The sequence below is a fragment of the Cetobacterium sp. NK01 genome, from assembly GCF_024506395.1.
Lineage (GTDB): Bacteria > Fusobacteriota > Fusobacteriia > Fusobacteriales > Fusobacteriaceae > Cetobacterium_A > Cetobacterium_A somerae_A.
On record NZ_JANIBO010000003.1, the window covers coordinates 25,098 to 48,120 of the forward strand.

The window sequence follows — 23,023 nt, forward strand, 5'->3', positions numbered from 1 at the left end:
GTAATAACAAAAGTTGCAATACATAAATTAAGGAAAGAGTTTGGGAATAACTAATTTTTTATCTCTTTGACTTGTGCTACTAAGGAGGCAAAATGGATATAATTGATGTTATGCAGCTTATTGAGAACTTTGGATTATTAGGGAAAGATTTTATATTTCTAGAGAGCAAAGAAGAGCAAAAGGATTTTGATCTTATGTGTGTTGAATTGTTAGAAATAAAATATCAAGAAGTTGAAGATGGATTAATGTTAAGTACTAGTGCACTGGCATATTGGTTAAGAGAATATCGATGGATTTTATCAACAACAAAGGAGTTTGATATTAGATTAATATTACAAACAGGATATGTTTATATTAATAAAAAATTTGAAAAAAATTTAAAAATATCAAATGAAGATACTATAAAAAAATTATATTATATGGGTGTAGATTTTGATTTAGATGAAGATGGAACTCATACAATAGATGAGTATATGATAAATAAATTTTTTAATAAATATGGAAGCATTGACTTAACAGAAATAGAAAACCATTTTTGTAAATTTAGTCATTTGGAATTAAATATTTATATTGATAAATTTTATAAAAAAGAACTCGAAAAAAGAAAAATTGAATTAATTCAAAAATTAAAAAAATTAGAAATAGAATACACTTTAATTGATGGGGAAATAATTATGAGCAATGAAGTTTTAAAAGTTATTGCTAAAAAGTTTTCAAAAGTTAAAAGAGATCTTTTTCTTACGGATGAAGAAAATAAAATTTTAAGATTAAAAAATACAGATTTTAAAAAGATAGAGTTACAAATAAACTATATATATTAAAGAGACTTAAAAGTTATTATCTGACTTAATAAAATCAAGGGATACAGAGAGTGTAATGAGACTACAGCAAAAATAAAAAAAGTGTTATTGGGAATATTGCTAATTGAATCTGTTATTATGGTTGTGCAGTCTGTTAATAAATAAAAAAGGAGAATTTCATGAAATATTATATCTTCAGGATAGATAGGAATGACTTCGTATTGAAGGAGTTAGAACAGGGAAGATTGCGGCAGGGGTGGGGAGTTAGCAATATGTCTTTACTAGATAAAGAAGGACAGGGTGTTCCTCAGGAAGTATGGATTGAAAACTATTATTGGTCAGAGGAATCTAAAGAAAGAAAAATATCCAAATATAATAACCTAAAAAATATGCTGAATATGGAAAGTGGGGATTTTATTGTAATTCCTAGGGCCCCAAAGTGGGATAGTTTTACAGTTGGAAAGGTGAAAGAAAAGTATAAATTCTCTTTGGAGGAGGAAGATTTTGGACACCTAATAGGACTTTGCCCTGATTCAATAAAAATCTATGAATACGGTACCAGTGAGATAATAAAAGAGATAACCTCAAAATTCAGATCCTACCAGTCTCCTATAAATAATATTAAGAATGAAGGACTAATAGAATCCTTAGGAAAACTTTTAGAAAAAGCCACGAAAGAAGAGGAAGAGGATGATAGTTACGAGGATAGCTCTGAGTCCTTTTTTATAGAGTCTTACTGCCTTAACTTAAAGGAACTGGAAGAAAAAGATATGAAGCTTACAATTCCTATCTATCAGAGGCCTTATTCTTGGGGGGAAGCTCAGATTAGTAGATTTTTGAATGGAATAATGGAATCCTTGGGAAAAAATATGTTTATAGGAACCATTCAGCTAGGAAGTAATGAGGAGGGTGGGTTTGATATTATTGACGGGCAGCAGCGTCTCACAACACTAAACCTTTTAATGCTGTATCTACAGGATAGAGAGGGAAATCCCAAGCCGTACTTCAAGACTGATGTAGGAGGTCAGCAGGATAATTTTGAGAGACTTTTTGAGCAATACAGAGGAAGAGACTTTTCAGCCGTAGATATCGAAACATCAAATATCTATGAATTAAATCTGAAGACAATAGCTGAGTTTGTAGAAGGTAGTAACGATATATTGAACACTATGAGAGTGAAATTCATCGACCATATAAAGAATAACCTCAAGTTTGTCGTTGTAGAAACCAGAGCAACTCTTACAGAAACTCTGAATATTTTTGATACTATAAATACCAGTGGAATGGATTTAAATGGAGCCGATGTATTCAAAATAAAGATTTATGAATATATGAAGAAATCACTCCAGGTTGGGAAAGAAGTTTTTAGTGAAATAGACGGGTTATATAAAAAAGTTATCGAAGAGAATAAAAAATACGGTACTGCTATTACAATGGGTCAGATCTTAGAGCTGTATAAAGATTATCTGATTTCAGTAAATGAATTACCACCAACTGTTATTAAAATGGGAACAGATTCCTTCTTTGAGAAGGTCTTTGACGGACTGATTAGGAACAAATTTTATTCCAACCTTCTTTCAGAAGAAAATATTAATAAGATAAAGTTAGATTTATCCGACATAAAGAGTCTTATTGAAGCCAGATTTTTATGGGAAGAGATACGTAAGAATCTTTCTACAGAGGCAAAATTTGAAGAACAGCTTATCTACTGGTCAAGATATGGAAAGCACTTTAAAATTATCTACTACAGATTGTTTAAAGAACAAAATTTCAATTTAGCAGAGATATCCATGCTGATTAAAAAGCTGTGTAAGCTCTTTACTGTATATAGTATTGTCTATGACAAACAGATAAATATTATGATGACGTTTATGAAAGAAATATATGCTGGAGTTCTCAAAGGAGAGTCTCTGGAAGCAATTTTTTCAAAAATAGAAGAAGTAACTAAAACTCATCCTCATGGAGGAAATATATCCCACTGGTTTAATAACAAGATAAACGAACCTTTGGCAACTAAGACCACAGCAAAAAACTTACTTTGTAGAATATATGCTATGCTACATGAAAACCTTGACGAGTATACTTCAGATAACCTTATAAAGCACTTTTTCAAAGATCATATAGATATAGAGCATATTCAGGCCTATAATGACCGTAATAATGCTGAAAAGGTCCGTGATATATGGGGAGATGAGATAAACAGCATAGGAAATTTGATGATACTGGAATCAAATATAAATAGATCAATAGGTAATTATGATTTTTCACAGAAAAAAAATAAGTATAAAGACAGCAAATATGAAGTCGTAAAAGCTATTACAAGCCTTGAACACTGGACAAAGGAAGATGCTGCAAAAAGAAGAGAAGAGTCAGTAAAAAAAATCTTAGAGTATATCTATCCAAATTTATAGAATAAACCGGAACAGTAATTTAATTTAGGATTTTATTTCAAACTGGAGGTTTTTTATGAAAAAAATAATTTATGCTTTATTCTTAATAGTATCAACTTACTGTTTTGCTTTAAGGGAAGTGGATGGAGTTTTATATAGACAATATGTTAATAGTAGATTTGGATTTTCTTTAGAATATCCTGCTGAAATATTATTTATGCAACCACCTCCTGAAAATAATGATGGAAGAGAATTTCTTTCTCCTGATGAAGAAACCTCGATGCTGATATTTGGTACTTATTCATTGCTTCTTATCAATGATGAAATTGATGATTCTAATCTTTTAAAGAACGTTGAAAATAATTACTATTATACATTGTACAATGATTATGGAAATGCAAACGTAACGTATAAAGTGTTGAAAGAGTCAAAAGGGTTATATATTATCTCAGGTATTATTAATGATAAAATCTTTTATAAAAGAGTTCAATTAGTAGCAAATTCAGAACCATACTTTATGGTATTTGAGATAGAGTACCCTATAATTGATAAAGATATATACAATAAGATTGTAGAAACTGTTGTTAAAAGTATAGAAATATAGAATAAAAGGTGTGAAAATAGAGGGTGTGGACCTTGTAAAGTTTATCATTAATAAGTAGGGGGAACAAATATAATGTTTAATTTGGATAAATACAAAATAGATAAAATAAAAATAAAAGGAGAAGAATTTATTGATTGTAAGAGTAGAAAAAAATTAATAAAAGTAACTCCTGAAGAAGAAGTGAGACAAAAAGTAATAGAATTTTTACAAAAAGAAATTAATGTTCCTGAGAAGATGTTAGAGGTAGAATTTCCATTGTCAAGAATAGAAAGTGGAAATAAATTAAGAGCAGATATAGTTGTATTCGAAGAGATTGATAATAAAAAAACTCCATTATTAGTTATTGAATGTAAAGAGCCTAAGATACCTTTGTGTAATGGAGTATATGAGCAATTAAGAGAATATGATGAAGTTTTAGAACCCAAATATATAGCTATGACAAACGGAATTGATATTTACATTGAAAAATATAAAGAAGATGATAATGAATTTCTGAAGTTAGAGAAGATACCTAAGTATTCAGATATGTTATTAAATAAAGGCCAAGAAATTATTAAGGAACAAAAATGGATAAGATGTAACGAAGAAGATTATAATGATATAGAATTTTTATTAGAATGCTATTACCCACTTATAACAGAGCATATAGATGATAAAGAAAAAATAGAGATAATAAAATTTATAGATTCTTTATATGATACATCTGTAAGACTTGAAAATTGTGGGAATGATTTAATATATATAGAAAAAGATAATGGTAATTTAAATAAGAGCTTTGGAAATTCTAGTGGTGATGGTTGGAATGGTTTATATAGAATTTTTTTAGTGAAATATAAAGAAAACTATTATACGATATCACTAGGAATAAATTTTGGATATATCTTAGTTGGAATAGAAGATAATACAATAAAACATCATTCATTACAACTGAGATTGACTAAAAGTACTTTTAAGAAAATTAAAAATGGATACCAAGTTATTCATAGTGGAAGAATGACAGTTGGAAATAAAGGATCTGTAAAAAATCAAATAGTATTAGATTATATAAAAGAGAAATGCCCAAGAATACTGAATGATAATAGAATAATATTAGGTGATTTGAAATTAGATAAAGATTCAAAAATAACTGATATAAAGGATTTTATTTTTAATCTAATAGAATATTCTTTATTGAGAGATGAAATAAGAGAAATAGAAAAACAGAGTTAAAGAAGTTGGAGAAATAAGTAAGAGATTATCAGAAATATTATTTATAAATAAAAAGTATAACAAAATTAAATACACAATAAAGGTCCCATAATCTATACATAGAAAATAAAAAATTTAACTTCCACATTTGTAACAATTTTTTTAATTAACGTAAATTAGAAAAAAAATTATTTGAAAAAACAAAAAAGTATGTAGTTATTATTTTGATGACTTTTTTTATAGTAGTTGAATTTTATTATGGAAAAGGATTCTTATTCTAAAAATTAGCCATATAAAAAATATTAAAATAACAAAAACAGGTACCGGAAAGGTACCTGTTTAGTTTTATTTAACTTGTGAGAAGTTAAATAGATTATTAAAAGTTCAGGTAAATATATTATACATAAAATGTGTGTGTTTTGCAACTTTTTTTAGCAGCACTGTAGCATTTTTAAAGAGCACCACCATTTTTTCTTGATATAGCATTTTTTAATCTGTAACTTTCTCCACTAAAAATTATTAAATGTCCGTAATGAATTACTCTATCTAATATTGCAGTTGTAATTTTTTTATCCATGAAAATTCCATTCCACTTAGAAAATTCAATATTAGTTGTGATAATTAAACTTTTTCGCTCATAACAATCAGCGATGACTTGAAATAGCAGTTCTGCGCCCTTTTCTCCTATTGGAACATATCCCAGTTCATCTAGAATAATTAGATCATACTTTTTTAAATTCTTTAGAAATCTACCAAGTGTTGCCTTATTATATGCGTCTATTAATTCATTTATTAAAGTAGCAACCTTAAAAAATCTAACCCTTTTGCCTTGATTACAAGCTTCAACACCAATCGCTGTTGCTAAATATGTTTTTCCTGTTCCTACGGAACCATAAAAAATTAAATTGTGACTCTTTTCTATGAAATTACCAGTTTTAATTTCCTCTAAATTTAAACCTTCGGGTAACTGTATGTCATCAAAGCAATAGCCTTCGAATGTTTTTACAACATCGAATTTAGCCTCAGCAATCAGCCTATTTTTTCTTCTAATTTCTTGAGAATTTATACTTATTTCTAGTACGTTTGTTAAAAAATCTTTTTTATCATCTAGAGGAATAGATTCATATTCCTCTAAAATCTCACTGCCTAACTTAAGTTTTTTACAGTACTTTTCTAGTGTGTCCATTTAGTTCCCTCCCATTAAAATATCATATATTGATAACTCTGGTTCCATTGAATTTTGATAAGGTGTATTTATCTCATCAGGATTAAGCTCTGCATATATTTTATTTGGCTCATTAAATGCCCTAAAAGTTGTAATTAGCGATGAAATATCATTTATACCTTTATCTAAATTAGATTCAAGCGCTCTTGTTGCCATACTTAAATCACTGCTTATTAGCATTTCAGCAAGAGCTGAAACAATTTTTCTTTTTTCAATGCAATCTTTAGATTTAAAATATATTTTCCAAATTTCAGGGAGTTCTTGATAGAAATCAGTGTATTCAAGTGCTGATATTTTTCGCTCTAAGACTTTGAGCCAATCCTTCCAATTAGTTGATTTTGTATTTTTTTTATATATTCTTTTATGATCTGTTAAAAGTTTATAGTTATTATCTAAAATTTCAATTTTATCAACAAATATTTTTAACCAAACTTCACTACTTAAAAAATTTGGAAGAACTGAATAATCGTTACTTTCGAATTTAACAAAACCAACTTTATTACTTTTATATTTTTGTAACTTATATACTTCAAAAGCATATGAATTAAGAGGAATCATTTCTGATAAATCAACTTTGAAAAGATCATTAATATTCTTATTTTTTTTGTAATGATCTCTATTAGAGTCTTGCTCACATTTTATTAATAATTCTTTATTAAAATCGCTTAAAGAATCAAAGTTGGGAACAGGTACAAATAGATTTCTTCGAGTATAGCCTACTTTATTTTCAACATGTCCCTTTTCATTGCCACTTGCAGGATTACAAAATTTTGCTTTAAACCCATAGTGAGTCATAAATTGAATAAATCTATCTGTTAATTTTCTTTCTTTTCCTTTTTTTATTTGAGCAACAGCAGTAGACATATTATCGAACCAAATTTCTTTTGGTACTTTTCCAATATGATCAAATATATTTTTCATACCTTGAAATAGAGCTTCTTGATTTTGACTCGGAAAAATTTGAACGTATGAATGATTGCTATATGGGAAAGAAATTACCAAATGATAACCGTTTATTAGTTCTCCATTCATAGAAAACTGCGTTTCACCAAAGTCAAGCTGAGCTTCTCCAGGTAAATGAGTTAAAGAAAGAAGTCCTATATTTTTATTTGAGAAATCTTTTAAAGTTTTTTTCTTTTCATTCACATATTTACAAACTGTTCTATAGCTAATATTAAAAGTATCCGAAAATTCTTCGCATAATCTTTCAAAAATTCTTTTAGCAGTATGGCGCTGTTTTCGAGGAGAACCTAAATCACTAATCAACCACTGATTAATTATTTCTTTAAATGGATCAAGCGAACTTACTCCTGGTCTTCTAATAATTTTATCTGAAAAATCTTCAGTTAAGGCATATTTTTTAACAGTTCTAAAAGTATGTCCAGTTTCTCTAGCAATTTCTCTTAAAGATTTTCCTTGAACAGAATACATAGTTTTGATATTATATTTATTGATCATTGGCAACATCCTTTATACACTCCTTAATAATTAGATTTGGTCGTCTAACTTATTAAAGTGTTATTTTGGTTATTTGTCAATGGTCTCTTTTTTTATGCTAAGTGTTGCTTTTTTAAGTTGCATTTCTGCTGTCTTTTTATATTACCATAAACAAATGTGTATAAATGTACAAATTTAAAACGATTAAAATGTTATCTGAGCAAGATTAATAAAATTTCGTTTTGGTGTAATTATGTGAATTTTAATAATAAAAAGGATATATAAGATAAATTATGAAAATATAATATAAAATAACTTATGAAATGGAGGAATGAATGTATAGGATAATTCTATTAGAAAATGAACAAATTTTATCATCTAAAGAGATAGAAGATTATGATGAAACTTTTAGCTATATTAATAGTTTAGTAAAACAGCTAGATAAAAATAAAAAAATTATAGTTCATGAAATGAGAAATGAGAAATGGGAAAAGTTTGGAGAGTGGAAGCTAGAATAAGAGAGATTATTTTAGCAATATTTAAAAATGAGAAAAATTAAAAAGTAAAGATAGTTAGTAATGGAGGAATTATGAAGTTAGAAAGTTTTGAAAATAAATATAAAGATGTGGTAGATGAAGGTTGTATATTAAGTGGATATTTAAACTCCTATAAACTAACTATATTCGGTACATATAATGAAGATGGAACTTCTATGGTAAACTATATAATGCAGTGTGAATTAGAAAGTGGTGGCTCTAGTGTTAAGAACTTTGAGAACTGGGAAGGGTTAGTTCTATATGTAAAAAATTTAGAGTCGTTTTAAAATATAGTTTCTTAGATATAGAAATAAAAAAGGAGGAGTGAAAATGTCTTTGGATACGAAAAATATTTCAATTTTATTGCATGAGAAAGTGGATCCCAAAAAAGGAGCAGAAAAGTTTGAGGAGATGTTACTAGAAACTGAAACAGTGGAGTTAGCATATATGGCTGTTAGAGATAGAATTTTATTTACAAATAAAAGGTTGATTATAATTAATGTTCAAGGATTAACTGGTAAAAAAATAGATTTCCATACAATTCCATATAATAAAATAAATTCTTTTGCTATAGAGACCTCAGGAACATTTGATTTAGATGCAGAATTAAAAGTTTGGGTATCTGGTTTAGCAGGAGTAGAGATAAAGTTTTTAAAAGGGATTGATATTAAAGAAATAGGTAAATTTTTAACAAAAAAGATAATTTAAATAGAAAGTAACTTTAAAATATGGGGTGAGATTATGAAGGGCGGATTTAAAATGCCAATTTTTATACTTTTTATAGCTTTATCTATAACTTCACTAGGTAGCGTAGTAGATGACTATGAAAAAGAGATTTCTAGATTAGAAAAACAGTGTGAAGAAAAAATGTCTAAAGATTATTCAACAACTGGGATGGTATTAGCTACGCAAGAGTACTATGAGGAGTTAGATAAGGTTTTAAATAAAGTATATAAAGAGCTTATGGTAACTCTTGATGACGAAGGAAAAGTGGCTCTTAGAGACTCTCAAAGGGAGTGGATAAAGTTTAGAGATAAAGAGATAGCTTTTGCAGCAAATCTCTATTCTAAAAAAGATGGCTCAATTTGGAGCCTATCTACACCAAGCGTTATGACAAATTTAATGGAAAATAGAATTAGAGAGTTAGCTAGTTATATAGGAGATCAAAGAGATGAGCTGTTTTAAAAAAAAGGAAAGAGCCTCTGGGGGGGATAGAGGCTCTTAAGGGGATTAATTATGTTCTCATTTTTTTGTTACAATATTTAGACTGAAAACTGTATAAAAAAAGTTTGAAAATTATATAAAAAAATTATTTTAAAGTTAAAAAGCAATTAGAAATTAAAATCTGGATCTGGAATATGAGTATGTCTAAATCCCTTTTCAGCATCTCTAAGCTCTTCATAATCTAGTTCATCCTCTTCGTAAAAGTCGTTAAATTCATCTTCCCACTCTTCATTTTCATCATAGTCGTCTTCTAAAGCATTTTCTTTTTCAAGCTCTTCATCATTATTAAGTTGTTCTTTATCAAGTTTTTCTCCAGGAAAATCTTCATAGTCATCTTCAAAAAAAGTATTTTTTGACATACATCCTCCTTAATTTAAATAGATTATATTGTAGTTAAAGTCATAGTAGTAGTATTTTCTATGATGTTTATGGTAGTAATAATATATTTTAGCTCGAATTAAATCATTTTTAAGGCTTTCTCTTTCTGTAATAATTCTATATTCAGCATCTCTATAAAGAAATTTAAGCTGTTCTTTTTGAATCTCTCCTTTGGATTTTAAAAGCTGAAGTTCTCTTAAATCCTCATTTAATCTTAAATCTAAAACTTGATTTTTCCATTTATTGTAACCCTCAACTATGTCAATAGAGCTAGAAGTCTCAGGAAAACTAGTATAAACGAGTTCTTTTCCATATACAAAAGTATTCAGTATTAAAAATATAATTAATCTTTTCATATTCACACTCCTTTATAAAAAATATTTAATTTTAAACTCTTTTTAAGGTTCTACTAAAAGAATTCAATTATCTTTTTTAGATTGACTAATTATATTTGAAATTTTAAAAAATTTGATTTTTTAAAAAAAATGGGGTATATATAATATCAATTATAGTTAAAGAGGAGGCTTTTATGTCGTTACAAGATAAATTTATTGATTTAGTTACATCAGAAAAAATAGAAGATTTTTTATCTAAAGACTCCTTGGTTTGTTTTTCTTTTACATCAGAAATTGATAGTTGGCAAACTTTGGCAGAGTACGATGGATGGAAGTTACAAATTAATCCTAAGAATGGAATATGTAGAGTAGTGGATTCGCATATTATAAGAAAAGTATCATCTTCTGTGAAAAAGATAGAGGAGTTAATAGAAAGTTATATGTAAAAAGTTAATAAAAAAGTAGAGTTTATGACTCTACTTTTTTGTTACAATAGTTTCTTGTTTATCTCTTGAAGAAATTTTAAAAAAATTTAAAAAAGCTTCTAATAGATATAATCAAAATTACGTTGTATAATATAACCAACATTATTAAAATCGGGAGGGAAATATGTTAAAAGGAACAGTTAAATGGTTTAATAAAGAGAAGGGATTTGGATTTATAACTTGTGAGAATGGAGAGGATCATTTCGTTCATTTTTCAGCAATAAACGCTGAGGGGTTTAGGGTTTTAGAAGAGGGGCAAAAAGTATCTTTTAGAGCTGAGGGAGCAGATAAAGGATCTCTAGCAAAAGACGTAACAATAGGATAAGCCAATTTTAGAGTGAACATCAAGTTTCACTCTTTTTTTTTAATACAAGGGGGAAACTATATGGATGGTGAAAGAGTAATTTTAGCAAGAAATGGGGATGAAGAGGAGTTAGAGAAAATTTTTTTGGAATATAAAAAAAACATATTAAAGTATAATAAAATGTTTTATTTAAAAGGTGGGGACTCTAACGACTTACTTCAAGAGGGATATATAGGTTTAATGAAAGCTATAAAAGGATATGATAAAAAAAGAGAGGTATCTTTTTCATATTTTGCAAGTATATGTATAAAAAGACAGATAATCACAGCTATTAAAAACTATAATTCAAGTAAAAATTTATCACTAAATAATAGTTCAGTAGATGAAGAGATTGATATAGATCATTACTTTAAGTCATCAGCTTACTACTCTCCTGAAGAGATGATTTTAGGAAAAGAGTTTCTAGAAGGGTTAAAAAAATATTTAGATGTAAATTTAACTTCACTTGAAAAAAAGGTGTTTCCATATATGTGCCAAGGATACACATATTTGGAAACATCTAAAAAATTAAATGAAAAAGTAAAAAGAATAGATAATGCAATTTGTAGAACTAAGCAAAAAATAAAGATATATGTTGAAAGTTATTTAAAGTAAGTAAAAAATATTCTACATTAAAAAAGAGCGATGATAAGATTATTGTGAATCTATAAATAAAATTCTGGTTATAGCTAATTTATTTTTATGAAATTGTGGTTTCACACAAAATGAGTTTCAATTGTAATAAAATTTATGGTATAATTTAAATGAAACAATATCAAACTTCTTTTATAATTTTTAAATACGCAAAAAAGAATGGTTTAGTCTATGCCATTCTTTTTTTCTATTTTAATTTTGTCCTATAATAAAAAATAAAGAATAGACATGTGAATCATAAATTTTTATCTATTTTTTACTTATTTTATTACTTCAATTTTCTTTATATTTTTTCTCGCATTATATAAATTTGTATCTCGGTATTTTTATGTTAATTTTAACTATATAGCTCTATCTTAATAAAATCAATAAAATAAATCTCGTATTATTAGGAGAATACGAGATTTATAGAATTTTATAAAAAATATCGATCAAAAATAATCGGTTCTTATTTTTATATTTATATTTATATCAAAAATGTTGTATATCTTTTTTTATATACATATTATAAATAACAAAAATTAAAAATTATTACAAATAATTTTTAATTTTTGTATAAAAATATTTTTCTTTTTTTAATTAAATTAATGACTAAAAAGTTAAAGTATATATATTTAATTTTTATAATTTATTACTACATTAGATTTACTATAGAGAAAGATAAAATTTTATCTCCAACTGAAGAAATTGGTGATAGCTCAAATTTTCAAAAATTAATTAATGAAATAGACTAATAAAAGCTTTTAAGAATTTATATATGAATAGTGGAATGGCTTTAAAAAAATTTTTTGTTTTTAAATTTAAAGAATTGAATACTTCATTATCCGAATTTTTTAGATTATATAACGAGCTATTCATAGATGGTCTATTAAGTATGATAATGATTAATTTGAGGTTTATAGTATTGAAAAATTTTGTAAGTCCATCAGCACAAGCGATTAATACATCCCATCCCTTCTTCTAGCCCATCTTGGTAAAATTCTTCTACCATAATTTTCATCATATTTTTTTTAATAGTATTAAGATCATCAGGACTAGAAATAAGGATTTTGTTTTAAAACCTCCTCTTACTTTAATTCTTTTTCCTCAGACATATTTCTTCTCATAAAAAAACCTCCAGGTTAGATAATTTAATATTACCCCAACTTGAAGGTTTACACAAATATTTAATTAGCCCTAATTCTTGATTTTATTAATCCATGGAGGAATATAATTATTTGGATTAGGTTTTAATCTTAGGATTTTTTTTTGCAAAAATTATATAGTAATTCAATCGTATTTTAAATTAATTCTAAAATAAATAGAAATTCTAATATTTTAAAATAGCTCCATTCGCTGCAGAAGTACATAATTTTCTATAAATTTTTAAATATCCATTAGGGACTTCTTTAACTAGTACTTTTAAATTTTTGTATCTTTTTTTTATTTCTAATTCATCTACATTTAATGTTATTAAATTATTATATATATCAATTATAATTTCATCACCGTTTTTAACAATTGAAATTATTCCCTTTTCATAAGCCTCTGGAGAAATATGTCCTACAAAAAGTCCTCTATTTGATCCTGAAAATCTTCCATCTGTTATAAGAGCACAACTACTAGACAAACCCATTCCCTCTAAATATTTCATTGGTTTGTACATTTCAGGCATTCCAGGACCTCCTTTTGGCCCTTCATATCTTATTAATATAACCGACTTTTCCTTAATATATCCTGAAATAATTGCTTTATTAGCTTCTTCTTCACTATTAAATACAACCGCTTTTCCTTTAAAATATTTTAAATTTTCTGGAATTGCTGCTGGCTTGCAGATAGCACCATCAATGGCTAAATTACCTTTTAAGATATCTACACCACTTTCATTATTAAAAGGATTATCAAAAGATTTAATCATATTTCTATTTTTAGCATATGATATTTCTTCAAGAATATTCTTTAGTGTTTTATTGAGTATATTTTTACAGTTTAAATTCAAATTACTTTCTAATTCTTTTAAAATTGACAAAACTCCACCATCTCGATAAAAATCTATAACATCATATTCTGAAGCAGGATATATAGAAGCAATTGTTGGGATTGATTTTGAAATCTCAGATATATATTCTAAAGTTAAATTTTCATCAAAATATTCTTTATAAATACTTTGTAAATGTAATATCGCATTAGTAGACCCTCCCATAGCTAATAAAAACTTAAGAGCATTATCAAAGGAATCTTTTGTTAATATATCTTCGAATTTTATTTTATTTTTTATTAATTCTACAATTGCTTCTCCAGATTCAACTGCTATTCTAAATCGTTTTGCTTCAACAGCTGGAATCATAGCACTGCCTGGTATACTTAATCCTAAAACTTCTCCTAAACAACACATGGTATTTGCAGTTCCCATCATTGAGCATGATCCAATACATGGTTCAGCTATTTCTTCTATATTTTTAAATTCTTCTTCTGTAATTAATCTTTGTTTTTTCCAACCTATCGCTTCTGTAATAATATTACCATCCCAATCTTTATTATTATAATATGCTGGGTACATTGGTCCACCATTTACAAAAACAGCAGGTATTTTCAACCTTGCAGCTCCTATCAACATCGCAGGAACTATTTTATCACAGGATCCTAGCAATACAATTCCATCAAAATTATGAGCTCTTCCCATTATTTCTATTGAAGAAGCTATTATTTCTCTTGCAGGAAGTATATATTTCATTCCAATATGACCTTCAGCAATTCCATCGCATGGGGCGATTGTTCCAAATTCTATAGGAGTTCCTCCGGCTGCTATAATTCCCTCTTTTACTTTTTTTGAAATTTCATTTAGATTATAATGTCCTGGTGTACCACTAGTGAATGAATTTGCTATACCTATCAAGGGTTTTTTTAATTGACTATCTGTAAATCCCATAGACTTATACAAAGCTCTTTTTAATGCCCCTTCATCTCCTGAAAATATCTTATTAAATGTTTTTGTTTCCATACATCCCTCGCTCTACATAATTCCAAATTTTTTAAATGCCTCTGAGGCCAACATTCCTTCTTTTATTTTTAATTGAACAATTTTTTCTCCTCTTGCTTTTTCCAAAGATTTGGTTATTATTTCTAATTCCTTTTCTTTAGGTACAACTAGAACTCCATCTATATCTGCAATTATTAAATCTCCTGGATTTATCTTCACTCCATTTATTTGTACTGGAACTCTATAATCTATAACCATTCCTCTCCCTCTTTGATCTTGAGCATAAAATCCAGTAGAATAAACCGGAAAATTTAATTCTTTAATTCCTTCTACATCCCTTATAAAACTATCACTAATAGCTCCAACTGCTCCTCTAGCAATCATAGCAGTACACATTAACTCTCCTATTGTTGCATAATTTTTAGCTGCTCCTGCACAAATATAAATTTCATTTTCTTTTAAGTTATCTAACGCTTCTAACATTTTACCAAAAGGTAACCCTTCTTTTGGTTCTTCAAAAACATTTACTTCAACAACAGGCATAGCTCTTCCAACCATTACCGGAACTCTTTTATGGGTTTCTATAGGTCTTATATCTTGAGATAGAAATTGATTATGATAATCTATTTCATCACATATATCTCCAACTACAGATGTATATAACTCTTTTCTTATAAGCTCTAATAACTCTTTTTCGTTATCCCATTCCATAATTTTTTCTCCTTTCTTAAATTTATTAATAACTTAATTTTTTAATTCTTCTCTTGTAAACTTTCAATTTCTTTTTCTTTTAAAATTAAAACTTCTTCAATTACATTATTTATTTTTTTTAGAGCTGTTTCTCCTCCAATAATTACTATTTTATTATATTTAAAACAATCTTTTTTTAATTGATTACTTATCGTTAAATCAACAAAACTTTCTGGTAAAATAATACTTTCCACTCCTCACCTCAAAACATTATTTATTTACAATTAATACTTCTGTTGTAAGAATTAAAGAAGCAACTGAAGAGGCATTTTGTATCGCAGTTCGTGTTACTTTTACAGGATCAATAATACCTTTTTCTATCATATTAACATATTCTTCTTTTGAAGCATCAAAACCAATTCCTTCGGGTAGAGATTTAATTTTTTCAATTATAGTTTCTCCATTTAATCCAGAATTTTCTATAATTTGTTTTAGTGGAGATAATATAGCTTTTTTAATAATCTCAAATCCTATCCCTTCCTCGCCCTCTAATTTTAAATTTTCTATTTTTTTACTAATCTCAATCAGTGCAACTCCTCCACCTGGAACAATCCCTTCTTCTATTGCAGCTTGTGTTGCATTCAAAGCATCTTCTATTCTTAATTTCTTTTCTTTCATTTCAATTTCAGTCGCAGCTCCAACTTTTATAACTGCAATACCTTTTGAAAGTTTTGCTATTCTTTCTTTTAATTTTTCTATATCATATTCTGATGAAGAGCTTTTTATTTGTTTTTTAAGAAACTCTATCCTATTTTGAATATCTATTTCTTTAGATTTTCCTCCCAAAATTAAAGTTCTATCTTTTGTTATTTTTATATGCGTCGCTCTTCCTAAGTTTTCAATCTTTATATCTTCTAATTTCATTATTTTTTCGTTCGAAATTAATTCTGTTCCAACTGCACAAGAAATATCTTCTAGTAGGTTACTTCTATTTTCACCAAAAGATGGAGCTTTTATTACTGCAATATTTAATTTACCCTTAAGTTTATTAACAATAAGTGTTGCTAATGTCTCTGATTCTATATCTTCTGCTATTATTAAAAGTGATAAGTTATTTTTTGAAACTTCTTCCAAAATGTAAAGTAATTCTTTTATATTATTAATTTTTTTATCAGTTATAAGAATATAAGGATTTTCTAAGTTAATTTCCATTTTCTCTTGATTTGTAACCATATGAGGAGATAGATACCCTCTCTCTAAACTCATTCCTTCTATTATTTTTAATTTGGTGTCTAATATATTACCTTCTTCTACTGTTATAACTCCATTTTCACCTACATAGTCAAATGCTTCTGCAATCAAGTTTCCAATCTCCTTATCTCCAGATGATATTTCTCCAACTTGACTAATCTCTTCCTTTGTTTCTATTTTTTTTGCCATATTTTGTAAGTTTTTAACAACTTCCTTAGTTGCTTTTTCTATACCTTTTTTTATAAACATTGGATTATGTCCATTATTCACTTCTTTTAACCCTTCTTTAACAATAGCTTGAGCTAAAACTGTAGCTGTGGTTGTTCCATCACCAGCTATATCATTTGATTTACTCGCAACTTCCTTAATTAATTGAGCTCCCATATTTTCAAACTTATCTTCTAATTCTATTTCCTTTGCTATTGAGACCCCATCATTTGTTATTAATGGTAATCCAAATTCTTTTTCTAAAACTACATTTCTTCCGCGAGGACCCAGTGTAACTTTTATAGCGTCTGCTATTAGATTAACACCATTTTCTAGTTTTTTTCTAGCTTCTGTATTAAAACTCAATATTTTTGCCATTATTTCTCCCTAATTCCTTTTATATATTATTTAATTGCATATATATCTTCAATTTCTAAAACTATATAAGTTTCATTTTTATACTGAATTTCTACTCCACTTTTATTATTAAAATAAATTATGTCTCCTATGTTCAATTCTTTATTTTCTAAATCTTTACTTATATTTTTCACTATTCCTATTCCAATTTTTTCATTGTGATTTGAAATCAATATAATTCCATTATTAGATTTTTTTTCTAAATCATTTTTTTTAATAATTACTCTTTGTCCAATTGGTCTTAACATTTTTATTCTCCTTTTTAAAAAAAGGGTGACGTAAATTACGTCTCCCATCTTATTTCCTAATTTTTACCATTCTGCAAATGAACCATCCTTATGACGCCAAATAGGATTTTTCCAATTGTGTTCTTGTTTAGACAACTCTCTTACTAATTCTTCGTTTATATCTACTCCTAATCCGGGACCAGTTAAAATATCGACCATTCCTTCTTTAAATTCAAAAACTTCTTTATTTATCAAATAATCTAAAACATCTTTTCCCTGATTATAATGAATTCCCATACTTTGTTCTTGGATAACTGCATTATAACTCGTCGCATCAACATGTAAACATGATGCTAATGCTATTGGTCCCAATGGACAATGAGGAGCTAGTGCTACATCGTATGCTTCTGCCATTGCTGCTATTTTTTTTACTTCTGTTATTCCACCAGCATGTGATAAATCTGGTTGAATTATATCAATATAACCACTATTTAATATCTCTTTAAAATCCCATCTAGAAAATAATCTTTCTCCTGTTGCTAAAGGAATTGAACAAGAATTCGCAATATCTCTAAATGATTCTTTATTTTCGCAAAGCACAGGTTCTTCTATAAACATCAAATCGTATGGCTCTAATTTTTTAGCTAATAATTTTGCCATAGGCTTATGTACTCTTCCATGAAAATCAACAGCAATTCCAAAATATTTTCCCGTTGCTTTTCTTATAGCATCAACTCGTTCTAAAACTTGATCTACCTTTTCATAGCTATCTATAAACTGTAACTCTTCTGTAGCATTCATTTTAATCGCTTGAAATCCTTGATCTTTTTTTTCTTTTGCTGCCATTGCTACATCATTTGGTCGATCTCCACCAATCCAAGAGTATACTTTCATTTTATCCCGACATTTTCCACCCATTAATTCATATACAGGTTGATTCAAATATTTTCCTTTTATATCCCATAAAGCTTGGTCAATTCCTGCAAGGGCGCTCATCATAATTCCGCCACCTCTATAAAAGCCACCTCTATACATTACATTCCAATGATCCTCAATATCTAAAGGGTTTTTTCCTATTAAATAATTTTCAATTAATTCTTTTACTGCAGCTTTTACGGTAGAGGCTCTTCCTTCAAGAACAGGTTCTCCCCATCCCACTATCCCATTATCAGTTTCTAATTTTAAAAAAAGCCATCTTGGGGGTACTTCAAATAATTCATAACTTTTAATTTTCATAATTCATCTCCTAAAAAAATAATTTTGGTACAAACATAACTATCGATGGAAAAAACATCAACAACAGCTGTGTTATTGTCATTGCTACTAAAAATGGTGCCACTCTTCTGGAGATCGTTACCATTGAACAATTCGTTAATCCTTGTGCGACAAATAAATTAACTCCTACAGGAGGTGTCAAAAATCCTAATTGTGCAGCTATTATAAATATAATTCCAAAATGTATTGGAGAAACTCCAAGATTTTTTAATATAGGCAAAAACATTGGGGTAAATATAAGTATTTGTGCTTCTGTTGCCATAAAAGTTCCTGTTATAAAAGCTAATATAATAAAAAGTAAATAAATCATATATACATTATTTGTCCAACTTAATATTATTTGTGCTAACTGCTGAGGAATTTGCGCTAAAGTCAAATATCTAGCAAAAGCTATGGCAAATCCTAAAATAATAACGACTGTTGAAGTAGTTAAAGCTGCTTTTGTTAAAATATCTGGAATCTCTTTTAATTTTATTTCTTTATGAACAAATACTCCTATAATGAAAGCATATAAAACTGCTACTATTGCTGATTCTGTTGGAGTAAAAACACCACTATAAATTCCTCCTAATATAATTAAAGGAGTTGCTAATGACCATTTAGCATCTGAAAAAGCTGCTAAAAAATCTTTTAAATTAGCTTTTTTAGCATGTACATTCCTATATCCCTTTTTTTTAGAAATAAAATATACTGTTATCATCAAACTTATAGCTATCAAAATACCAGGCAAAAATCCTGCCATAAATAATTCACCTATCGAAACTTCAGCAGTGATAGCATAAATAATCATTGTTATAGATGGTGGAACTAAAACTCCTAATGACCCTGCTGCTGCAGTTAAAGCCCCTGCAAATGCTGTATCATATTTTTCTTTTTCCATTGCTGGAATCATCATTGAGCCTATCGCAGCAACAGTTGCTGGTGAAGACCCTGATATTGCAGCAAAGAAAAAACATGCAAAGATTGTTACAATTCCTAATCCACCATAAATATCTCCAACCAAAGATGAAGCTAACCTTACTAATCTTTTTGATATTCCACCTGTTTCCATTAAAAGACCTGCTAAAATAAACATTGGTATTGCTAAAAACGTATAGCTATCAAGTCCTGTAAATGCTGTTTTAGCTATAAATTCAATGCTCATTCCGCTCATTACTAAAGCTGTTATACCAGAGATACCTATCGAATATGCTATTGGCAATCCCATAAAAATTGTTATTCCAAATACTGCCATCATTATTCCAAATATATGCATATTAATTAACCCCTTTCCTTATTTTTTAAATTTTCAATAAAAACTTGCACTCCTCTGAATGCCCCTAAAAAGAAAGTTACTGGTATTATTGCATAAACTAAATACATTGGTAATTCCATAGCTGGTGATAATTGTTCCATTTCCCAAGTACTATAACATATCTTAAGTCCTGCAAATCCTATCCATATTAATAAAATAATTAAAATACAATCATTAATAGCATATAAATATTTTTTTCCAGTTTTCGACAACATATTTTCTAATATATCTACTTTAACATGTTTTCTTTGCTTAATTGCTAAAGAGGCTCCAGTATACACCATCAGAACAAAAAAATATCTTGTTAATTCTTCTGTCCATGAAAGAGAAAAATTTAATAAAAATCTAAATAAAATTTGTAATGTTCCTAAAAGAATTAACATAATCATTAATGTCATTATTATATAATTTTCAAACTCTTTTTTTTCTTTCATAATACTCCCTTCTATTGATTAACTTTATTTTTTGCCTCTTTGAAATCTTCATATAATTTTTTATTAACTTTTTGTCCTGCTTTATCCACTATTGGTTGCACTTTTTCTTTTATTTGTTGCTTAAATTCTGGTGAAGGGTCTATAAAATTTAACTTTGTCTTAGCCATCTCTTCTCTAGCCATCTTATCATCAGAAATTACTGCTGCATCCATATAATCTATAGCCAAATCTGCTGCATCATGAAGAGTTTTCTGTTGTTCTGGTGTTAATGAGCTATAAAAATTTTTTCCTACAACTAATACTACCCAACTAAAAACATGCCCTGTCATTGTTCCATATTTTTGAACTTCATTTAATTTATTTGAATAAATGTTCATTAAAGGATTTTCTTGACCATCTACTACACCTTGTTGCAGTGCTGAAAATAACTCACTAAAAGGCATTGGTGTTGGATTAGTCCCTAACGCTCTAAACACTTCTAAATGAATTGGATTTTGCATTGTTCTTATTTTCAGACCTTTGAAATCTTCTATACTTTTTATTTCTCTTGCATTATTTGTAACATGTCTAAACCCAAAAGGAGCAAATCCTAACCCTACGTATCCAGCTTTATCTAATTTTGTTAATAATTCTTTACCCCATTCTCCCTTTGTAATTTTAACTGCTTCTTCCTGTGAATCAAATATATATGGTAAACTTAATATTTGAAAATCTTTTACTAAATTTCCTAAAATAGCAGGATCTGGTAAATTCATTTGTGCCGCACCAAATTTTATTTGCTCTAAAACTTCCTGATCAACTCCCAATTGATTTGAAGGATATAATTCTACTTTTACTGCCCCATTTGTATTTTCTTCAACATTTTTCTTAAATAACTCCATTCCTTTATATTCAAAATGAGATTCAGGTACACCTAATCCTACTCTCATAATTTTTTGAGCTAATGTAAATTGAGACATTGATAATAATAATAAACCTGTTAATAATAATTTTGAATTTCCAATTTTTTTCATTTATAATTTCCTCCCTAATTTTTATAATTTTCCAAATTAATTTGTTTTTTATTTCTATAAGTTAATTAAGCTACTTACTTTAGCAATTTCTAGTGCTCCTATTGATGAAAGTTTATTGTCATTAATAATTTTAACTTTAACATCAGGAATATTTTCTTTTAATAAATAATCCATTGCTTTTACAAAATTTCCTGCTCCTCCAATTATTACTGTTCTTTCTTTTGTTAAAAATTTATTTAAAACTAGTGATTCTATATCCTGCTGAATTATTATTCCTAATAAATAGCTAGATTTTTCATTTAAAGATAAATCGTTAAATAGATCTAAAGATCTCAGAGAAAAAAGAGCTTTACCAAAACCTTTTTCTTTCGAAAAAAAATACCCTTTTTGTAAAAATTTATAATTTAATTCATCACAGAATGAGGCATCTAAAGAATTTTTAAGTATGCTATTTTTCGTTATTATTTCTAATAATTCACCACTTATAGTTGTTGAGAAATCTAGTATTTCATGATTTCTATTTACAAGTATAAATTTATTATGTGATCCTGGTAAAATTATGATACACTCCTCTTTTATTTGAAGTTTTTTCAATATTCCAAAAACTTCAACTTCTTCTCCTCTAATAACATCATTTAAATTTAATTCATCTAATTTTTGTGTTGTTTTTATTCCTGTTATATAATATGTTGGAATTCCACATATCTCTTTTTTTTCAATATTTTCAGCTAATTTATTTAATGTCACTGGTAAAGTTAAGTGATCTATATGGCATAATCCTAGATTAGATGTTATCATTCCAGAAGCTATTATTCCCTCTATTTCACTTTTTTTATTTTTTAGAATGTTTATATTTTCTTGTATTTTAGAAGTTAATATTTCTTTATCAGACTTTATCCCTATAGGAATTTTTATTTCTTCTTCAAGGACATTTCCTACCCAACTTCTGATTCTTGAATTAGTTGTTCCAACATCTAAGGTTAGTATTCGCTTCTCCACTCTCTTCACTTCCTTTTATTATATAGTATTATTTTTTCTTTAACTCTTTTAACTCTTTCTTCTATATTTATCCATTTTTTTTCTTTTATATCATCCTTTTTTAAAAGACTACTTCCCATACCAACTCCTATGTGACCAGCTTCTAAAAACTCATCTAAGTTTTCTTCTGTTACACCTCCAACTGCCATAACATCAAAATCATTATAAGGACCCCTTAAGTTTTTTATATAATTCATCTTTACACTATTTGCTGGAAATAATTTTAATAACTTTAATTCATTTTCTATACAATATTGAAATTCTGATGGAGAAAAGACCCCTGGTATTATTGGAATTTTAAATTCTTTAGAATAGTCCAAAACTTCCTTACATATTCCTGGTGTTAAAAAAAAATCTGCATTTAATTGATGAGATCTTATTGCTTTCTCTTTATTTGTTACAGTTCCTGCTCCTACTAGAACATCTTTATTTGTAAAATATTCTTTTAACTTTTTAATTTGTTGATATGATTGTTCTTGATTTAAAGATACTTCAAATACTCGCGCTCCTCCTCTATATGCACTTTCAGCTACTTCTATTAAATCTTCATCCGAAATATTTCTGATAATTACAATTAAACCATCATCTTTAATACTTTTTAAAAGTTTCATTTTTCCTC

General features: G+C 27.7%; 27 protein-coding genes. 12 read left to right on the plus strand and 15 right to left on the minus strand.

Annotated features, from left to right (window positions below; translation table 11 throughout):
- The first annotated feature begins 92 nt into the window (after positions 1-92).
- The 4 genes from NON08_RS12195 (at position 93) to NON08_RS12210 (ending at position 5,003) form a co-directional block, all read left to right on the plus strand.
- The gene (locus NON08_RS12195; protein ID WP_256691881.1) at positions 93-821 is read left to right on the plus strand and encodes a hypothetical protein; all 729 of its coding nucleotides are present in this window, start codon (positions 93-95) and stop codon (positions 819-821) included.
- A 158-nt stretch (positions 822-979) separates the two neighbouring features.
- Positions 980-3,211 (plus strand): DUF262 domain-containing protein, encoded by a 2,232-nt coding sequence (locus NON08_RS12200; protein ID WP_256691882.1) that lies wholly within the window; start codon positions 980-982, stop codon positions 3,209-3,211.
- Positions 3,212-3,266: 55 nt separating this feature from the next.
- Positions 3,267-3,794: a hypothetical protein gene (locus NON08_RS12205; protein WP_256691883.1), complete on the plus strand. Its 528-nt coding sequence runs from the start codon at positions 3,267-3,269 to the stop codon at positions 3,792-3,794.
- A gap of 72 nt (positions 3,795-3,866) precedes the next feature.
- A complete protein-coding gene (locus NON08_RS12210; RefSeq protein ID WP_256691884.1) occupies positions 3,867-5,003 on the plus strand; it encodes a type I restriction enzyme HsdR N-terminal domain-containing protein in 1,137 nt (378 codons plus the stop codon).
- A 430-nt stretch (positions 5,004-5,433) separates the two neighbouring features.
- On the opposite strand, the gene istB is transcribed toward NON08_RS12210, so the two are convergent.
- Entirely contained in the window at positions 5,434-6,168 is a 735-nt protein-coding gene (gene istB / locus NON08_RS12215) for an IS21-like element helper ATPase IstB (protein WP_256691885.1), read from the minus strand.
- Positions 6,169-7,674, minus strand: coding sequence for an IS21 family transposase (istA, locus tag NON08_RS12220; RefSeq protein WP_256691886.1), 1,506 nt, complete (start codon positions 7,672-7,674; stop codon positions 6,169-6,171).
- Positions 7,675-7,979: 305 nt separating this feature from the next.
- Here istA and NON08_RS12225 point away from each other — a divergent pair, with 305 nt between their 5' ends.
- The 4 genes from NON08_RS12225 (at position 7,980) to NON08_RS12240 (ending at position 9,365) form a co-directional block, all read left to right on the plus strand.
- Positions 7,980-8,162 (plus strand): hypothetical protein, encoded by a 183-nt coding sequence (locus tag NON08_RS12225; RefSeq protein ID WP_256691887.1) that lies wholly within the window; start codon positions 7,980-7,982, stop codon positions 8,160-8,162.
- Positions 8,163-8,233: 71 nt separating this feature from the next.
- A complete protein-coding gene (locus NON08_RS12230) occupies positions 8,234-8,467 on the plus strand; it encodes a hypothetical protein (RefSeq protein WP_256691888.1) in 234 nt (77 codons plus the stop codon).
- Between the two features lie 43 nt (positions 8,468-8,510).
- Entirely contained in the window at positions 8,511-8,888 is a 378-nt protein-coding gene (locus NON08_RS12235; protein ID WP_256691889.1) for a PH domain-containing protein, read from the plus strand.
- Between the two features lie 33 nt (positions 8,889-8,921).
- Positions 8,922-9,365: a lysozyme inhibitor LprI family protein gene (locus tag NON08_RS12240; protein WP_256691890.1), complete on the plus strand. Its 444-nt coding sequence runs from the start codon at positions 8,922-8,924 to the stop codon at positions 9,363-9,365.
- 146 nt (positions 9,366-9,511) lie between these two features.
- Here the strand turns inward: NON08_RS12240 and NON08_RS12245 are convergent, their stop codons facing one another.
- Together NON08_RS12245 and NON08_RS12250 are read right to left on the minus strand one after the other, a co-directional pair.
- On the minus strand, positions 9,512-9,763 hold the full coding sequence (locus tag NON08_RS12245; RefSeq protein WP_256691891.1) for a hypothetical protein: 252 nt from the start codon (positions 9,761-9,763) through the stop codon (positions 9,512-9,514).
- A gap of 9 nt (positions 9,764-9,772) precedes the next feature.
- On the minus strand, positions 9,773-10,138 hold the full coding sequence (locus tag NON08_RS12250; RefSeq protein WP_256691893.1) for a hypothetical protein: 366 nt from the start codon (positions 10,136-10,138) through the stop codon (positions 9,773-9,775).
- A 173-nt stretch (positions 10,139-10,311) separates the two neighbouring features.
- Here NON08_RS12250 and NON08_RS12255 point away from each other — a divergent pair, with 173 nt between their 5' ends.
- The 4 genes from NON08_RS12255 (at position 10,312) to NON08_RS12270 (ending at position 12,333) form a co-directional block, all read left to right on the plus strand.
- The gene (locus NON08_RS12255) at positions 10,312-10,563 is read left to right on the plus strand and encodes a hypothetical protein (RefSeq protein WP_256691894.1); all 252 of its coding nucleotides are present in this window, start codon (positions 10,312-10,314) and stop codon (positions 10,561-10,563) included.
- Positions 10,564-10,726: 163 nt separating this feature from the next.
- The gene (locus NON08_RS12260) at positions 10,727-10,927 is read left to right on the plus strand and encodes a cold-shock protein (RefSeq protein WP_256691895.1); all 201 of its coding nucleotides are present in this window, start codon (positions 10,727-10,729) and stop codon (positions 10,925-10,927) included.
- Positions 10,928-10,987: 60 nt separating this feature from the next.
- The gene (locus NON08_RS12265; protein ID WP_256691896.1) at positions 10,988-11,560 is read left to right on the plus strand and encodes a sigma-70 family RNA polymerase sigma factor; all 573 of its coding nucleotides are present in this window, start codon (positions 10,988-10,990) and stop codon (positions 11,558-11,560) included.
- Positions 11,561-12,186: 626 nt separating this feature from the next.
- Positions 12,187-12,333, plus strand: a complete 147-nt coding sequence (locus tag NON08_RS12270) for a hypothetical protein (protein WP_256691898.1) — start codon at positions 12,187-12,189, stop codon at positions 12,331-12,333.
- Positions 12,334-12,908: 575 nt separating this feature from the next.
- Here NON08_RS12270 and ilvD read toward each other — a convergent pair.
- The 11 genes from ilvD to NON08_RS12325 form a co-directional block, all read right to left on the minus strand.
- The gene (ilvD, locus tag NON08_RS12275; RefSeq protein WP_256691900.1) at positions 12,909-14,579 is read right to left on the minus strand and encodes a dihydroxy-acid dehydratase; all 1,671 of its coding nucleotides are present in this window, start codon (positions 14,577-14,579) and stop codon (positions 12,909-12,911) included.
- A gap of 12 nt (positions 14,580-14,591) precedes the next feature.
- Entirely contained in the window at positions 14,592-15,269 is a 678-nt protein-coding gene (locus NON08_RS12280; RefSeq protein ID WP_256691901.1) for an RraA family protein, read from the minus strand.
- Positions 15,270-15,310: 41 nt separating this feature from the next.
- Positions 15,311-15,502 carry a hypothetical protein gene (locus tag NON08_RS12285; RefSeq protein ID WP_256691902.1) on the minus strand — a complete coding sequence of 64 codons (192 nt, stop codon included), beginning with the start codon at positions 15,500-15,502 and terminating at the stop codon, positions 15,311-15,313.
- A 16-nt stretch (positions 15,503-15,518) separates the two neighbouring features.
- Entirely contained in the window at positions 15,519-17,084 is a 1,566-nt protein-coding gene (groL, locus tag NON08_RS12290) for a chaperonin GroEL (protein ID WP_256691903.1), read from the minus strand.
- Positions 17,085-17,110: 26 nt separating this feature from the next.
- Complete coding sequence (locus NON08_RS12295; RefSeq protein ID WP_256691904.1) at positions 17,111-17,371, minus strand: hypothetical protein; 261 nt, start codon at positions 17,369-17,371, stop codon at positions 17,111-17,113.
- A 63-nt stretch (positions 17,372-17,434) separates the two neighbouring features.
- Positions 17,435-18,586 (minus strand): galactonate dehydratase, encoded by a 1,152-nt coding sequence (gene dgoD, locus NON08_RS12300; protein WP_256691905.1) that lies wholly within the window; start codon positions 18,584-18,586, stop codon positions 17,435-17,437.
- Between the two features lie 10 nt (positions 18,587-18,596).
- Entirely contained in the window at positions 18,597-19,880 is a 1,284-nt protein-coding gene (locus NON08_RS12305) for a TRAP transporter large permease (protein WP_256691906.1), read from the minus strand.
- 5 nt (positions 19,881-19,885) lie between these two features.
- Positions 19,886-20,353, minus strand: a complete 468-nt coding sequence (locus NON08_RS12310) for a TRAP transporter small permease (RefSeq protein WP_256691907.1) — start codon at positions 20,351-20,353, stop codon at positions 19,886-19,888.
- Positions 20,354-20,364: 11 nt separating this feature from the next.
- Positions 20,365-21,366: a TRAP transporter substrate-binding protein gene (locus tag NON08_RS12315; protein ID WP_256691909.1), complete on the minus strand. Its 1,002-nt coding sequence runs from the start codon at positions 21,364-21,366 to the stop codon at positions 20,365-20,367.
- Between the two features lie 54 nt (positions 21,367-21,420).
- Positions 21,421-22,365, minus strand: coding sequence for a 2-dehydro-3-deoxygalactonokinase (locus NON08_RS12320; RefSeq protein ID WP_256691910.1), 945 nt, complete (start codon positions 22,363-22,365; stop codon positions 21,421-21,423).
- Positions 22,366-22,370: 5 nt separating this feature from the next.
- A complete protein-coding gene (locus NON08_RS12325; protein ID WP_256691911.1) occupies positions 22,371-23,015 on the minus strand; it encodes a bifunctional 4-hydroxy-2-oxoglutarate aldolase/2-dehydro-3-deoxy-phosphogluconate aldolase in 645 nt (214 codons plus the stop codon).
- Positions 23,016-23,023: the final 8 nt, after the last annotated feature.